General features: G+C 68.4%; 15 protein-coding genes. 2 read left to right on the top strand and 13 right to left on the bottom strand.

What is annotated here, in order from left to right; genetic code table 11:
- Positions 1–128: 128 nt before the first annotated feature.
- Genes queC through flgB form a run of 13 tightly spaced genes read right to left on the bottom strand, consistent with a single transcriptional unit; the run spans position 129 to position 12,544 of the window.
- A complete protein-coding gene (gene queC, locus ACFOPI_RS23055; protein ID WP_382179408.1) occupies positions 129–875 on the bottom strand; it encodes a 7-cyano-7-deazaguanine synthase QueC in 747 nt (248 codons plus the stop codon).
- A 25-nt stretch (positions 876–900) separates the two neighbouring features.
- Complete coding sequence (locus ACFOPI_RS23050) at positions 901–2,157, bottom strand: HDOD domain-containing protein (RefSeq protein ID WP_382179405.1); 1,257 nt, start codon at positions 2,155–2,157, stop codon at positions 901–903.
- Between the two features lie 15 nt (positions 2,158–2,172).
- A complete protein-coding gene (gene flgL / locus ACFOPI_RS23045; protein WP_382179402.1) occupies positions 2,173–3,396 on the bottom strand; it encodes a flagellar hook-associated protein FlgL in 1,224 nt (407 codons plus the stop codon).
- 17 nt (positions 3,397–3,413) lie between these two features.
- Positions 3,414–5,324, bottom strand: coding sequence for a flagellar hook-associated protein FlgK (flgK, locus tag ACFOPI_RS23040; protein ID WP_382179400.1), 1,911 nt, complete (start codon positions 5,322–5,324; stop codon positions 3,414–3,416).
- Between the two features lie 16 nt (positions 5,325–5,340).
- Positions 5,341–6,372, bottom strand: coding sequence for a flagellar assembly peptidoglycan hydrolase FlgJ (gene flgJ, locus ACFOPI_RS23035; protein ID WP_382179397.1), 1,032 nt, complete (start codon positions 6,370–6,372; stop codon positions 5,341–5,343).
- A 4-nt stretch (positions 6,373–6,376) separates the two neighbouring features.
- Positions 6,377–7,531, bottom strand: coding sequence for a flagellar basal body P-ring protein FlgI (locus tag ACFOPI_RS23030; RefSeq protein ID WP_382179395.1), 1,155 nt, complete (start codon positions 7,529–7,531; stop codon positions 6,377–6,379).
- 20 nt (positions 7,532–7,551) lie between these two features.
- A complete protein-coding gene (locus tag ACFOPI_RS23025) occupies positions 7,552–8,214 on the bottom strand; it encodes a flagellar basal body L-ring protein FlgH (protein ID WP_382179392.1) in 663 nt (220 codons plus the stop codon).
- A gap of 8 nt (positions 8,215–8,222) precedes the next feature.
- Complete coding sequence (gene flgG / locus ACFOPI_RS23020) at positions 8,223–9,005, bottom strand: flagellar basal-body rod protein FlgG (protein WP_066261145.1); 783 nt, start codon at positions 9,003–9,005, stop codon at positions 8,223–8,225.
- Between the two features lie 12 nt (positions 9,006–9,017).
- Positions 9,018–9,758 (bottom strand): flagellar basal-body rod protein FlgF, encoded by a 741-nt coding sequence (gene flgF / locus ACFOPI_RS23015; protein WP_382179390.1) that lies wholly within the window; start codon positions 9,756–9,758, stop codon positions 9,018–9,020.
- 31 nt (positions 9,759–9,789) lie between these two features.
- Positions 9,790–11,004, bottom strand: a complete 1,215-nt coding sequence (gene flgE / locus ACFOPI_RS23010) for a flagellar hook protein FlgE (RefSeq protein ID WP_382179387.1) — start codon at positions 11,002–11,004, stop codon at positions 9,790–9,792.
- Positions 11,005–11,044: 40 nt separating this feature from the next.
- The gene (locus tag ACFOPI_RS23005) at positions 11,045–11,701 is read right to left on the bottom strand and encodes a flagellar hook assembly protein FlgD (protein ID WP_382179384.1); all 657 of its coding nucleotides are present in this window, start codon (positions 11,699–11,701) and stop codon (positions 11,045–11,047) included.
- A 22-nt stretch (positions 11,702–11,723) separates the two neighbouring features.
- Positions 11,724–12,131, bottom strand: a complete 408-nt coding sequence (gene flgC / locus ACFOPI_RS23000) for a flagellar basal body rod protein FlgC (RefSeq protein WP_382179381.1) — start codon at positions 12,129–12,131, stop codon at positions 11,724–11,726.
- 11 nt (positions 12,132–12,142) lie between these two features.
- Positions 12,143–12,544, bottom strand: a complete 402-nt coding sequence (flgB, locus tag ACFOPI_RS22995) for a flagellar basal body rod protein FlgB (protein WP_066154805.1) — start codon at positions 12,542–12,544, stop codon at positions 12,143–12,145.
- 161 nt (positions 12,545–12,705) lie between these two features.
- On the opposite strand from flgB, the gene flgA reads away from it, so the two are divergent.
- Both flgA and flgM read left to right on the top strand, forming a co-directional pair.
- Positions 12,706–13,449 (top strand): flagellar basal body P-ring formation chaperone FlgA, encoded by a 744-nt coding sequence (gene flgA / locus ACFOPI_RS22990; protein WP_382179378.1) that lies wholly within the window; start codon positions 12,706–12,708, stop codon positions 13,447–13,449.
- Between the two features lie 124 nt (positions 13,450–13,573).
- The gene (gene flgM / locus ACFOPI_RS22985; RefSeq protein ID WP_308327047.1) at positions 13,574–13,921 is read left to right on the top strand and encodes a flagellar biosynthesis anti-sigma factor FlgM; all 348 of its coding nucleotides are present in this window, start codon (positions 13,574–13,576) and stop codon (positions 13,919–13,921) included.
- Positions 13,922–13,937: the final 16 nt, after the last annotated feature.

Raw genomic sequence — 13,937 nt, 5'->3', positions numbered from 1 at the left:
TTTCAGACACGTAACAGCCTGTCATGGCCACGTGCCGCGACGCCCGCGCATCGTCGGTCAGCACCATTTGTGTGCAGATACAAACGCACACAAAAAGCCGGTCTGCCGTGCTGCGGCGCCGGCCGGGGTCATCGCAGCGTGCGGTACCCCGCCCACCCCCTCGCCCTCAGCTCACAGGCCGGGCAGCTGCCGCAGCCGTAGCCCCAGTCGTGCCGGTGTTCGCGGTCGCCGAGGTAGCAGGTGTGGGTGTGTTCGACGATCAGGTCGACCAGCGAGTGGCCGCCGTTGACGATGCCCGAGTCTTCGCCGAGTGCGTGCGCGAGCTCCCAGGTCTGGGCCTTGTCGATCCACATCAGCGGCGTGTCGATGAGGAAGCGGTGGTCCATGCCGAGGGACAGCGCCACCTGCAGCGCCTTCATGGTGTCGTCGCGGCAGTCGGGGTAGCCGCTGAAGTCGGTTTCGCAGACGCCGGTGACGATGACCTGGATGTCGCGCCGGTAGGCCAACGCGGCTGCGAGCGTGAGGAACAGCAGGTTGCGGCCGGGCACGAAGGTGTTGGGCAGGCCGCTGGACTCCATCTTGAAGGCCATGTCGCGGGTGAGCGAGGTTTCACTGACCTTGCCGAGCACGGCGAGATCCAGCAGGTGGTCTTCGCCCAGTCGGTCGCTCCAGGCCGGGAACTGTTCCCGCAGCTTCTGCAGCACCACGGTGCGCGCCTGCAGCTCGACGCTGTGGCGCTGGCCGTAGTCGAAGCCCAGCGTTTCGACGCGCGGGTAGCGCGCGAGCGCGTGGGCCAGGCAGGTGGTGGAGTCCTGTCCGCCTGAGAACAGGACGAGGGCGCTGGTGTGGTGGGCGGTGCGGGTCTGCGCGTTCATCCGCGCATGGTAGCGGCCACGGGCTTCAGACTCCCCTCAAGGGAGCCTGTGGAGCGGGTGCGAGCCCGTGGTCGCGGCTGGTGGCCAGCATGCGCAGCAGGCCGCGGTTGGCGTGTTCCAGAGAGACCTCGTGTCGCTCGCAGATGCCCTGCAGCCGGTCGATACGGTCGGCGTCGCCCTGCGCTCGTGCGACGTCCAGCAGCGGGTAGTAGGGCCCCATGTGGCTGAGCAGGGCATCGGCGACGCGCGGCGACAGCGGCAGGTGGCCAATCAGCTGGGCCAGCGGCTCGTGCAGCAGCCGGTCGAGCTGACCGAAGATGGCAGTGGTGTAGACCTCGGCGCGCAGCGCCTCGTCGGACCCGGGGTCGAGCAGGTGCTGGGCCAGCCGCGCCTGCATCACGCGACCGTAGCGCACCGGGTGCAGGGCCATGTCCTCGTCGGCTCCGGCCTGCTGCTCGACCAGCCAGCGATCCAGCGCCGAGAAGCCCAGCATCATGATGGCGTGGCGCAGCGCACCGATCTCGTGCCGGCCACCGTACAGCGCAGAGTTCACGCGCAGCAGCAGGCGGTAGGCCAGCACCGGGTCCTGGCGCACGTAGCGCTCGACGCGTTCGATGGAGGCGTCCTTTTCCAGCGCCTGGCGGATCAGGGCGATGGCCACCGGGTCGCAGCCGGGCGCGCGGTGGCGGGTGCTGTGCAGCACGTCTTCGTCGGGCCATCCCAGCACCCCCCAGGCGCCCGCCTCGTCGAGGCAGTGGTCGGCCAGCGCCCGGCTGCAGACGTTGCGGTAGATCTGTCCCGACCGGATCGGACTGGGCCGGGCTGGCGCGGGCATCGCCGCGCTGGGCCGGCACTGCAGAGCCTCCAGGGCGTCGGCCGCGTCCAGGTGCAGCAGGCTGCGCACGTCCAGCGGCACGTTGTACTGGTGGCGCACCTCGGCGAAGTCCGCGCGGCGGATGAGCTGGTGGCCGTGCTGCACGGCCTGGGACAGCAGGGCCAGGCTTTCCGGGTGGCCGAACAGCGCCGACGGCACTTCCAGGCAGGTGTTGGGCACCGGCGCGCAGCGCAGGGCCTGATGCAGCAGCGAGGGCGATTCCAGCGCGAGGATGAGCATGGGCGCGGCGACCGGCCAGTCGTCGCCCAGCACCTGCATCAGGTGGGCTGCGTCGACCGAGGCCGGGTCGGTCGGCAGCACCGTCAGGCGCACCGCCGCGAGCAGCCGGTGCCGGTTCCAGACCGGCTGGTAGGCCATCGCGACGCTGTCAAGGACGGTGTGGCTCATGCAGCGGGTCCGGTGTCAGCCCAGGTACTGGAACAGCGAGAGCTTCTGGATCGAGGCATAGGACTGGAGCGCCGCCTGGGCGCCCACTTCCATGGTCTTGAAATCCGAGTAGGCCTTGACCAGATCGATGTCCACGAGCCGGGAGTTCTCGATGGTGTGGTCAGCCTCCCGGTTGCCGAGCATGTTGTCCATGGCGTCCGCGCGGTTGAGCCATTCACCGGCCTGCGCACGGGCCATCAGCATGCGCTCGTGCCCAGCGTCGAGTTCGGTCAGGGCGCGGCCCAGGTTGTGGGTGCGCTGGGCGGCGTCGCCGCTGCTGCCGTTGTCCAGGCGCAAGGTGTCGATGGCGTCCTGCATCACCCGGAACATGTCCGTCGGCGCGGTGGACGGGGTGATGTCCAGCTGGTCACCGGCGCGCGGATCGCCTGTGAGCTGGAAGGACATGCCGTCGAACTCGATCTGCGATCCGCTGCTGTAGGGCATGCCGGTCTGGCCGGCCACGGGGGTGCCGGTGGTCACGTCGACCACGCTGTACTGCATGGCACCGGCGGTGCCGCTGAAGTCGATGCGGTAGTCGTGGCCGGTGAGCGCCGAGGGGTCGCTCACCTGGCCGGTGTCGGCGCGCAGGCTGCCGGTGTTGCCGGCGGCCAGGTCGATGGAGAAGGTGCCATTGCCAGCGGGAATGCGCATCCAGATGGCCTCGCCGTCCATGGCGTTGGGCAGCTGGTTGTCGCCGGCGGCCTTCTGGCCGCGCTGGCCATCAAAGCGCACCTCGTTGCTGCCGCTGCCGAACTCCTGCACGAACGGCACGGGCGAGCCGCCCAGTCCGCCGAACAGGCTCTGCCCGCTGCTGTTCTGGCGGTTCGCCGCCGCGAACAGCTGCTCGCGCAGCCCTTCGATCTCCTTGGCCAGCGCCTGGCGTTCGGCAGGGCCGTAGCCGGCGTTGCCGCCCGCGATGATCAGTTCGCGCACCCGCTGCACCAGGTCGCCCGCTTCGCCCAGCGCGCTCTCGGCCTGCTGGATGCTGGTGCGCGAGGACTCCAGCGCGCGCTGGTCGGTCTGCACGCGCGAGAGCCGGGTCTGCACCGCTTCGGACAGGGCGGCGGCCACCGGGTCGTCGCTGGCGCGCAGCACCTGCTTGCCGCTGGAAATGCGCTCCTGCTGCGCAGCCATCTCCGCCTGGCGCTTGGTGATCTGGGCGATGGTGGTGTCGTAGGCGTGGGCGGTGGCGACTCTCATGTCGGTGCTCCGGTGGATCAGCGCATGGTCTGAATCAGCGTGTCGAAAGTGCCCTGGGCGATCTGCATGTACTTGGCGGCGGCCTGGTAGGCCTGCTGGTACTGCAGCAGGCGCGCGGCCTCCTCGTCCAGGTTGACGCCCGAGACCGCGGCGCGCGCCGCTTCGTTGCTGGCGGCCACCTGGCCGGAGTAGCTGGCGGCGAACTGCGCGCCCTGCACCCGCGTGCCGATGTCGGAGAGCACCGAGCTGTAGCCGTTGGCGAGCGAGACGCCGTCGAAGGTGGCCAGGTCGCGCAGCGCGAGCATGCCGCCGGCGTTGCCCCCGTTCTGCCCGTAGTTGGTGCTGGGCGCGGCGGTAATGGCGAAGCTGTCGCCCGCAGACGGGTTGCCACGCAGCGTGAGGCTCCAGCCGTTGAGCACGATGGGCTGGCCCGGCGTGTAGTTGTAGCTCGCGGGCGGGCCCACGTTGTCGGGCGGCGGGTTGCCCGGGCCCAGGCCGGTGGCGGTGAAGCTGCCGTCGGCCAGGAAGGTCAGGGTCACCGGGTCGGTGAGGTTGGCCGAGGGCTCCACGGGGTACAGGCTGACGATGCCCATGCCGCTGGTGTTGCCGCTGCCGGGCGCGACCATCACCGGGCTGGCCGCGGCAAGGCGGTCGGCCGCGCTCACGGCCATCTGCATGTTGCGGGCGACCGCTGCGAACGGGCGCACGAGGAAGCCGTCGCCCGTGGCCGCGGCACCGCTGTCGATCTGGAAGCTCAGGCCGTCGAGCTCCGCGGGCAGGCCGGCGAAGGAACTGATCTGGCCGTCGGAGAGGCGCACGATGTCGACACCGGTGGCCGTGAAGTTGACCTGGTAGTCCGACGGCTGAAGGGCCGTGGGGTCGCTCACCTCGGCATGCATCGCCGCATTGCCCGTGTTGGTGGGCACGGGCAGGCCGGCCACATCGGCCGGCGGCACAAAGAAGGGCTCGCCGGTGCCGCCCTGCAGATTCACGCCAAGTGCGTGCTGGGTATTCACCGTCGTGGCCAGTGCCAGCGCCATGCGGCCGATCTGGTTGGTGACGTCTTTCAGGTCCTCGTCGATGAACTGCATGACGCCGCCCAGCTCCCCGCCCAGGGCGCTGCCGGCGAGCTCCATGGAAGAGCCACCCTGCTGGAACTGGATGCGCTGCTGCGCACCGTCGGTGCTGTCGGGCACCACAGCCAGGCGGGCGGCGCCGCTGCCCAGCACCAGCGGCTGGCTGCCGGCGACGAACACGTTGATGCGGCCGTCGTCGGCGTTCACCGTGCTCACCTGCACCAGCTTGCTGAGCTCGCCGATGAGCTGGTCGCGCTGGTCCAGCAGGTCGTTGGGTTCGCCAGCGCTGCCCTGGTTCTCCATGATCTTCTGGTTGATCTTGGCGATGTCCTCGGCCAGCCGGTTGATGTTGTTCACCGTGTCGCCCACCTGCTGGCGGGCGCTGGTGTTGAGGATGTCCAGCTGGCCTGCGGTGTCGCGCAGGCGCGAGGCGATCTCCTCGCCGCGCCCGATCACCACCGAGCGCGCGGCCATGTTGGTGGGCGACGAGGCCACGTCCGACCAGGCGTTCAGCAGGTCGTTCATCGCCGCGCCCAGGCCGCTCTCACCGGTCGGGAAGATGTTCTCCAGCTGCGCCAGCCGCGCCAGGCGCTCGCTGTCCGCGGACGCCACCGAGCTGGAGAGCTGGGCCTCGCGCGTGAGGTAGGCGTCGTGCATGCGAGCCACGGTGCCCAGCTCGACCCCTTTGCCGAGGAAGAAGCCGCCCATCGCCTGGTAGCCCGCGCTGCGCATTTCCACCGTCTGCCGCGAGTAGCCGGCGGTGTTGACGTTGGCGATGTTGTGCCCGATGACCTGCAGCGCCGACAGGTTGGCCGTGAGGGCCTGGGAGCCGATGTTGAGTGCGGACGACATGGCGGTGTTCCTGCGCTCAGTTCAGGGCCGAGACCTGCGCACGCTGCAGGTTGAGCGTCATGTTGATCGCCCGGCTGAGCTTGGCCGCGTACTGCGGGTCGGTGGCGTAGCCGGCGCGCTGCAGGCTGCTGGCGAAGCCGTTCACCGAGCCGATCTGGTCCATGGCCTTGTCGTAGCGCGGGCTGCGCGTGATCAGGCGCGCGTAGTCGCGGAAGGAATCGGCGTAGGAGTCGTACGCTCGGAAGCGCGCCGTGGTCTTGCGCGGCACACCATTGACGTATTCGGTGGTCGTCACCTCGGCCACCTTGCCCTTCCACGAGGACGTGGCCTTGATGCCGAACAGGTTGTAGGACGGCGTGCCGTCGCGCATGCGGATCTCGCTCTTGCCCCAGCCGGTCTCGTGGCCGGCCTGGCCGATCATGTAGCCGGCCGGAATGCCCGATTCGCGCGCCACGGTGGCCGCCGCCTGCTGGTGCTGCTGCACGAAGGCGGCATGGCGCTGGCTGGGCGACATGGCGCGCCGTGCGGCGGCAGAGGTCTGGTCGGTGGCGGCGGATGCCTCGGCGCCGGTCGCGGGCGTGGCCGGTGCGTACTTGAGCAGGTTGCGCAGGTCCGAGCGCTTGAGCGGCTTGAACTCCACCGGAGCCCCCGCACCGGCGGTGCTGGCCGACGGCGCGCCGGCCGGGGTCTCGCCCGAGGCGTCGGTGGCCGTGCCGGCCTTGGCCTGCGCCGCGTTCATCTGGCGGCTGAGCTGGCGTTCGATCGACTCGCTCAAGCCCCCGGGCAGGCCAGAGAGCTGCACCGCCAGCTGCTGGTCGAGCAGGTCGGTGCCGAGGTCGCTGCCTTCGCCTTCGAGCAGGCCGGACTTCTGGGTCGCGTCGCGCATGCTCTTGATGAGCTCGCGCATGAACAGCGACTCGAACTGTTTGGCCGCTTCCTTGAGCGCACCCTTGCCACCGTCGCCTTCCTTGGCGGCGCTGTACTTCAGTGCGTTGAGCGCGCCGGGATCGGCGGCCAGGCCCTGGGTGGTGGGGGACAACGAAGCCATGGCGTCAGATCACCTCAAGCTCGGCGTTCATGGCGCCCGCGGCCTTGATCGCCTGCAGGATCGCCAGCAGGTCCTGCGGCGTGGCGCCCAGGCCGTTGAGCATGCGCACCAGGTCGGCCAGCTGTGGCGCAGCGTCCATCTTGATGAGCGCGCCGCTGTCCTGGCTGATCTTGATGTCGGTCTTCTCGGCCACCACGGTCTGGCCCTGCGACAAGGGGTTGGGCTGGCTGACCACCGGCGTCGAGCTGATGCTGACCGAGAGGTTGCCATGCGCCACCGCACAGGGGCCGAGGGTGACGGCCTGGTTCATGACGATGGAGCCGGTGCGGGTGTTGATGATCACCTTGGCCACAGGGATCGTGGCCTCCAGCGGAATCTCCTCGATCTCGGCCATGAAGCTCACGCGCGAATCGGGGTTGGCCGGCGCGCGCAGGCGCACCAGGCGTCCGTCCAGCGCACTGGCCACGCCGGCGCCCATGCGCTCGTTGATCGCCTGCGCCACGCGGCGTGCGGTCTGGAAGTCGGCCGAGTTCAGGCCCAGGTCGATGGTGTCGCCGAAGGCAAAGGCCGTGGGCACGGCGCGCTCGACCTGCGCCCCGGACGGGATGCGGCCAGCGCTCAGGTGGTTGATCTGCACCTTGCTTCCGCCGCCCGAGGCACCGGCACCGCCAACCAGCAGGTTGCCCTGGGCCAGCGCATAGATCTCGCCGTCCGCACCCTTGAGCGGCGTGGTGATGAGCGTGCCGCCGCGCAGCGACTTGGCGTTGCCCATGGACGAGACGGTCACGTCGATCATCTGCCCCGGCTGGGCGAACGCGGGCAGTTGCGCAGTCACCAGCACCGCTGCCACGTTCTTCATCTGCACCTTGGCGTCGGCCGGCAGGGTCAGGCCCAGCTGCTGCAGGTAGTTGTTCATGCCCTGCGAGGTGTAGGGCATCTGGGTGGTCTGGTCGCCTGTGCCGTCCAGGCCCACCACCAGGCCGAAACCGGTCAGCTGGTTGGTGCGCACGCCCTGCACCGCCGCGATCTCCTTGATGCGCATGGCGTTGGCCGGCAGCGGCCAGCCCATCCCGATCAGCAGGCCGATGGCCAGCGCGGACCAGGCCAGCAGGCGGCGCAGGCTGGCGTCGAGGGAAAGGGAGCGGTGCTGCGGGTTCATGAGGGCAATGCTAGGCAGCCTCAGAACGGGAAAACATTCAAAAAGAACCGTCCCAACCAGCCTATTGAGAGCGCTTCGTCCACGGCGCCTCGTCCTCGCGACTCGATGCGCGCGTTGGCGACCTGGGTCGAGGCCACGGTGTTGCCCGGGCGGATGTGGCGCGGATCGATGGTGCCGGAGAACCTGAGCACGTCGACGTTGCTGTTGATGCCAATCTGCTTCTCACCGGCCACCAGCAGGTGGCCGTTGGGCAGCACCTCCTGCACCGTGACGGTGATGACACCCGAAAAGTCGTTTTCGTTGGCGTTGTCGCCCTTGCCGGCGAACTCGTTGCCCGACTCGCCGCCGAGGTTGAAGTTGCGGTCGCGCGTGAGTTCCTTGGCGACGATGCCGGGGATGGCGGAGATCGAGCCCGAAGCGCTGCCGGTGCGGTTGATGTTGGCCGAGGACGACTGGCTGGCGCTGACCTTCTCGGTGATCTGGATCGTCAGTGTGTCGCCTGGCAGGCGCGCGCGCGGGTCCTCGAACGCGGGCCGGTAGCGCGCCGCCGAGAACAGGCTGCCGCCGGTCTGCGCGGGCGCAGTGGTCTGCACATAGTTGATGGGTCGCACCGGCACCACATCGACCGGTTTGGTCATGCAGCCGCTGAGCGCGACCGCGGCGAGCAACAGGAGGTGTTTCATGGTCGTGATCAGAGTTGCCCCAGCCTTTGAAGCATCTGGTCCGACGTCTGGATGGCCTTGGAATTCATCTCGTAGGCGCGCTGGGTCTGGATCATGGTCACCAGTTCCTGCACCACGTTGACGTTGGAGGTCTCGACATAGCCCTGCATCAGCGTGCCCATGCCGGCGGTGCCGGGCGCGCCGGTCACCGGGTTGCCCGAGGCCACGGTCTCGGTGTAGAGGTTCTGGCCCCGGGGCTCCAGGCCGGCCGGGTTGATGAAGGTGGCCAGCTCGATGTTGCCCAGTTGCTGGGGCTGGGCATTGCCCGGCACCTTGGCGGTGACGACACCATCGCTGCCGATGGTCACGCTCTGAGCCTCGGCGGGCACGGTGATGTCGCCCGCGATCGCCATGCCGTTGGAGGTCACCAGCCGGCCTTGCGAATCGACCTGCAGGCTGCCGTCGCGGGTGTAGCCGGTGGTGCCGTCGGGCAGCGCCACCTGCAGGAAACCCTGGCCGTTGACGGCGATGTCCAGCTGGTTGCCCGACTGCTGCAGGCTGCCCTGGCTGAACTGGCGCGAGGTGGCCACGGTGCGCACGCCCAGGCCGACCTGCAGGCCGGTGGGCAGGTTGTTCTGCTCGGTGTCGGCCGCGCCGACCTGGCGCAGGTTCTGGTACATCAGGTCCTCGAACACGGCGCTGGCGCGCTTGAAGCCGTTCGTGGACACGTTGGCCATGTTGTTCGAGATCACGTCCAGCTGCGTCTGCTGGGCCTGCATGCCGGTCTTGGAAATCCAGAGGGAGTTGATCATGGTGTGCTCCTATCAGGCGTTCATGTTGAGCAGACGCGACGCGGTCTGGTCGTTCTTTTCACCGTTCTGCAGCATGCGCATCTGCTGCTCGAACTGGCGCGAGACCGCGATCATTCCGACCATGGCCTCGATGGGGTTCACGTTGCTGCCTTCCAGCGCCCCGCCCTGCACGCGGGCGTTGGCATCGGCGTCCAGCGCCTCGCCCACCACCGGGCGGAACAGGCCGTCCTCGCTGCGCTTGAGGCGGTTCTCGTCGTTCGGTGTGACGAGCTTGAGCTTGGCCACGCGCTGCGGCGCCTGGTCGCCGACGCGCGCGGTCAGCGTGCCGTCGGCACCGAAAGAAAGCTGGGCGTTGGCCGGCACGCTGATGGGCGAGCCGCCGTCGTCGAGCACCGGCAGGCCGTGTGCGTTCACCAGGGCACCGTCGGCGCTGACCTCGAAGGCGCCGCCGCGGGTGTAGGCCTCGGTACCGTCCAGGCCCTGCACCGCGAACCAGGCGTTGCCGCGCGCGGCCACATCCAGGCTGCGACCGGTCGGGTTGATCGGGCCGGACACTTCGGAGTGACCGGCGCTGGCTTCGAGTGCGAACACCCGGGAGCTGGTGCCGTCGCCGCGCACCGGCACCGCGCGGAAAGTGGCCAGCTCGGCGCGGAAACCCGGCGTGGACGCATTGGCCAGGTTGTTCGCCAGCAGCTGCTGCCGGTGGGCAGCGGCGTTGGCGCCGGTCATGGCGGTGAAGATCATGCGGTCCATGCAGGGCTCCTAAAGAAGTCGCGTCAGACGATCAGCGCATGTTCAGCAAGGTCGACAGGACCTGGTCCTGCGTCTTGATGGTCTGCGCATTGGCCTGGTAGGCGCGCTGCGCGGTCATCATGTTCACCAGCTCGGCGGTGAGGTCGACGTTGGAGTCTTCTACCGCGCCGGAGCGCAGCAGGCCCATGTTGCCTTCGCCCGGCGCGCCGCGAACCGGTTCGCCCGAGGCGAACGTCTGCGTCCAGTTGCCACCGCCGTTGGGCTGCAGGCCCTGCACGTTGCGGAAGTTGACCAGCGCGATCTGACCGGCCGCCTGCGACTGGCCGTTGGAGTACTGGGCCATGATCACACCGGCGTCGCTGATGTTCAGGCTGGTGAGTTCGCCGGGGCGGTAGCCGTCCTGCGTGAGCTCGTTGACCGCGAAGTCGACACCGAACTGGGTGGTGTCGCCAAAACCGAGATCGACCATGAAGGTCTGCGCCGGGTCATTGGGCGAGGCCAGCTGCAGCTGCGGAATCACCGTGGCGGGGTCCAGGGTGCCATCGGCCAAGAAGTTCAGCGCAAACGGCACCGACGCCGCCGGGTCGGCACCGTTGACACCGGTGTAGACGTTCCACTGGTTGTTGCCGATCTTTTCGAACACCAGGCTGACCGGAACCTCCAGCCCCTGCTGGTCGTAGGCGATGACGGAGGTGCCATAGGTGCCGAACGGCGTGGGCGGTACGACGGCGGCCGCGATCGGCGCGCGGGCATCCAGGTTCACCTGGGTGTCGATGGCCGTGGTCGCCCGGGCCGGGATCGGGCCGCCCGTGGGCAGGGTCAGAGGCTGCGACTCGAAGCCCTGGCGCACGCCTTCGATATCGGTCGGATAGCCCATCAGCTGACCACCGAGGTTGTTGATGATGTCGCCGTCGCGGTTGAGCTTGAACATGCCGGCGCGCGAATAGGCCAGCGAGCCGTCGGGCATGGTCAGCTCGAAGAAGCCGTTGCCGTTGATGGCCACGTCCAGCGAGTTGCCGGTGACGGAAATGTTGCCCTGCGTGAACTGCTGCGCCACGGCGGACACCTGCACGCCGATGCCGGCGTTGGCGCTGCCTGCGGCGTTGATGGAGCTGGCATAGATCTCGCCGAATTCGGCGCGGGAGGCCTTCATGCCGACGGTGTTGGCGTTAGCGATGTTGTGGCCAATCACGTCCAGGTTGCGGCTGGCGGAGTTCAGGCCGGAAAGTCCTTGCTGGAATGCCATGGTGGTGTCCTTCGGGGGGTGGAAATCGGATGCGGATGGGTTACATGAAGCCGCGCACCTGGTCGTACGCCAGGGTGCGGCCGTTGCTCAGCTGGATGCTCATGGCGCCGTTGGACAGGCCCACGGAGGCAATGCGCACGCGCTGCAGTTCGGTGTCGGTGACGGGGGTGCTGCCGTTGCTGGCGCGCACGGAGAACTTGGCCACCTGGTTCGGGTCGATCGCGCCGGCGGGCCATTCGAAGCCGTGCTGGCCGGCTTCGCGCGCGCCCAGGTCGAGGGTCTGCAGGGTCTCGCCGTTCTTGCCGATGATGTCGACCTTGACGCTGGTGGCGGCGCCGTCGAGCGTGAAGGCGCCCTTGCCGGTGCTGCCGTCGAAAGCCAGGGCATCGCCCTCGACCAGCGCGTCCTTGCCGATCAGCGTGGTGCCCTGCATCGCCTGCGACGAGGCCATCTGGTCGGCCATGCCCTTGAGTGTCTCGTTGAGCTGCTGGATGCCGCTGACCGTGTTGATCTGCGCCATCTGCGTGGTCATCTGGGCGTTGTCCATCGGATTCAGCGGGTCCTGGTTGTTGATCTGCGCGACCAGCAACTTGAGGAAACGGTCCTGCATCGCCTGCGGATCGTTGGTGGTGTTCCCACCGGCGCCGGTGGTGCTGCCCACGGTGGTGCCGAGGTTGCTCAGGTCCAGGGGGCTCATGAGGCTCATGGTGGGATTCCCTTTACGACTGGCCCATCTGCAGCGTCTTGAGCAGCAGCGACTTGGCGGTGTTCATGACCTCGACGTTGTTCTGGTAAGCGCGCGAGGCCGCGATCATGTTGACCATCTCCTCCACCGGGTTGACGTTGGAGTGCGTCACATAGCCCTCGGCGTCGGCACTGGGGTGGTGCGGGTTGTGCACGCGGCGGCCCGGGGCCTCGCTCTCGGTGATGTTCTGCACCTTGACGCCGGCCGTGGCCTGGTCGCCCATGGGCACGGTCTGGAACACCACCTGGCGCGCCTTGTAGCTCTGGCCGTCGGGGCCGGCCACAGCGTCGGCGTTGGCCAGGTTGCTGGCCACCACGTTGAGGCGCTGGGCTTGCGAGCTGATCGCACTGCCACTGACGCCGAAGATCGAGAACATGGACATGAGGGACTCCTTCACTGCCCCGTGATGGCGGACAGCATGGTCTTCACGTTGGAATTGATGAAGCGCAGCGTCGACTCGTAGCGGATCGTGTTGTCGACGAAGTTGGCGCGCTCGCGGTCGAGATCGACCGAGTTGCCGTCCTGGCTGGGCTGGGTCTGCACGGCGTAGCCCATCTTGGGGTCGCCGGGCTGGGGGCCGGACAGGCGCATGTGGCCGGCCGCGGTCTGGGCCAGGCCCTGGCGGTTCGTGCCACCGCTGGCGTCCTTGAGTGCGGCGGCGAAATCGAAATCGCGCGCGACGTAGCCCGGGGTGTCGGCGTTGGCGATGTTGCTGGCGATCACCTGCTGGCGGTGCGAACGCAGCATCAGCGACTGGCCATAGGCGTCGAGCCGGGCGGTCATCTGTTCGAGCATGGTGTTCTCCCGCAGGTTGAAGGAAGGCGGCGCCACAGGGACAGGCACCGGGTTGCGGACAAGTGTGCGAAAACTTGAGGGTCGACAACGCCGAAAGAAAGCGCGGGTTTGACCCGCATTTCGGTCCTTAGCGAGCTCTTCATCCGACCTACAGTGGCCCTATGCGAACTTGTCTTTACCCCTTTTCACGCGCCCTGGGCTGGCTGCTGGCCGGCCTGATGGCCACCGGCCTGGCGCGCGCACAGGCGGTGGCTTCGCAGAGCGAATTTGCGCAGCTCGAACAGATGGCGCGCGAGTGGGTGCAGCCCGCGCTGGCCTCGGTCACCGGGCCGGACGGTGGCGGCGCGCTGCGCCCCGAGATCCTGTTCGGCTCCCTGGACTCGCGACTGAAGCTGACGCCCTGCACCCACATCGAGCCCTACCTGCCACCGGGCACGCGGCTGTGGGGCCGCAGCCGGATCGGCCTGCGCTGCCTGGACGGCCCGGTGCGCTGGAATGTGTTCATGCCGGTCACGGTCAAGGCCTGGGGCCCGGGCTGGGTGCTCAAGCGCCCGGTGCCGGCCGGCTCGGTGCTGGCTCAGGAAGACGCGGAAATGGCCGATATGGACTGGGCGGAGCAACCCTACGCGGTGCTGGCCAACCCGGACCGCTGGGTCGGCCAGCAGGCGGCCTACGCACTGCAGCCCGGCCAGGCCATCCGTCAGAACATGGTGCGGCCGGTGGCCGCCTTCGGGCCGGGCGCCCAGGTGCGGGTCAGCAGCATCGGCGCCGGCTTCCAGGTGGTGGTCAGCGGCGAGGCCCTGACCGCCGGGGTGCCGGGGCAAAGCGTGCGGGTCCGCCTGGCCGGCGGCCGCATCGTGACGGGCACCGTGCGCGACGGCCAGACGGTCGACGTGCGCTTGTGAAACCTTTTTTATCCAGATTTAGCGGGACTTTTGTGATGTACTCCACGAAAAAGGGCTCAAGTCCCCCCGCTTTTGAGCCGATAGTCATTCCACAACGCCCCAAATGCGGGGTCTGGAGAGTGAAATGAAAGTCGAATCTTCTGCACCGGATTCCTATATCGGCTCCGTGGCTGGCGGCCCCCAGAAGGCCGCCGAGAAGCCGAACGCAGGCGCCGAAGCCGCTGCCGCCGGAGGCTTGGCCGCCGCGACGGCACAGCCCCAGGCCGGCGTCACCGTGACCCTGTCGTCGTCCGCCTCGCAGGCCCTGTCCAGCGGCGGTGGCAGCGATGTGTTCAACGCCGAGAAGGTGGAGGCCATGAAACAGGCCATCGCCGACGGCAGCTTCAAGGTCAACGCCGAGGCCATCGCCGACAAGATGTTGTCCAACGCCGCCGAAATGCTCAGCGCCAACACCGGCGCACCGCGCGGCTGATCCATCTCCCCCAGGA

It is taken from the genome of Hydrogenophaga luteola (assembly GCF_042648585.1).
Taxonomy (GTDB): domain Bacteria; phylum Pseudomonadota; class Gammaproteobacteria; order Burkholderiales; family Burkholderiaceae_C; genus Hydrogenophaga; species Hydrogenophaga luteola.
This window is presented reverse-complemented; position numbering and strand designations above follow the sequence as displayed.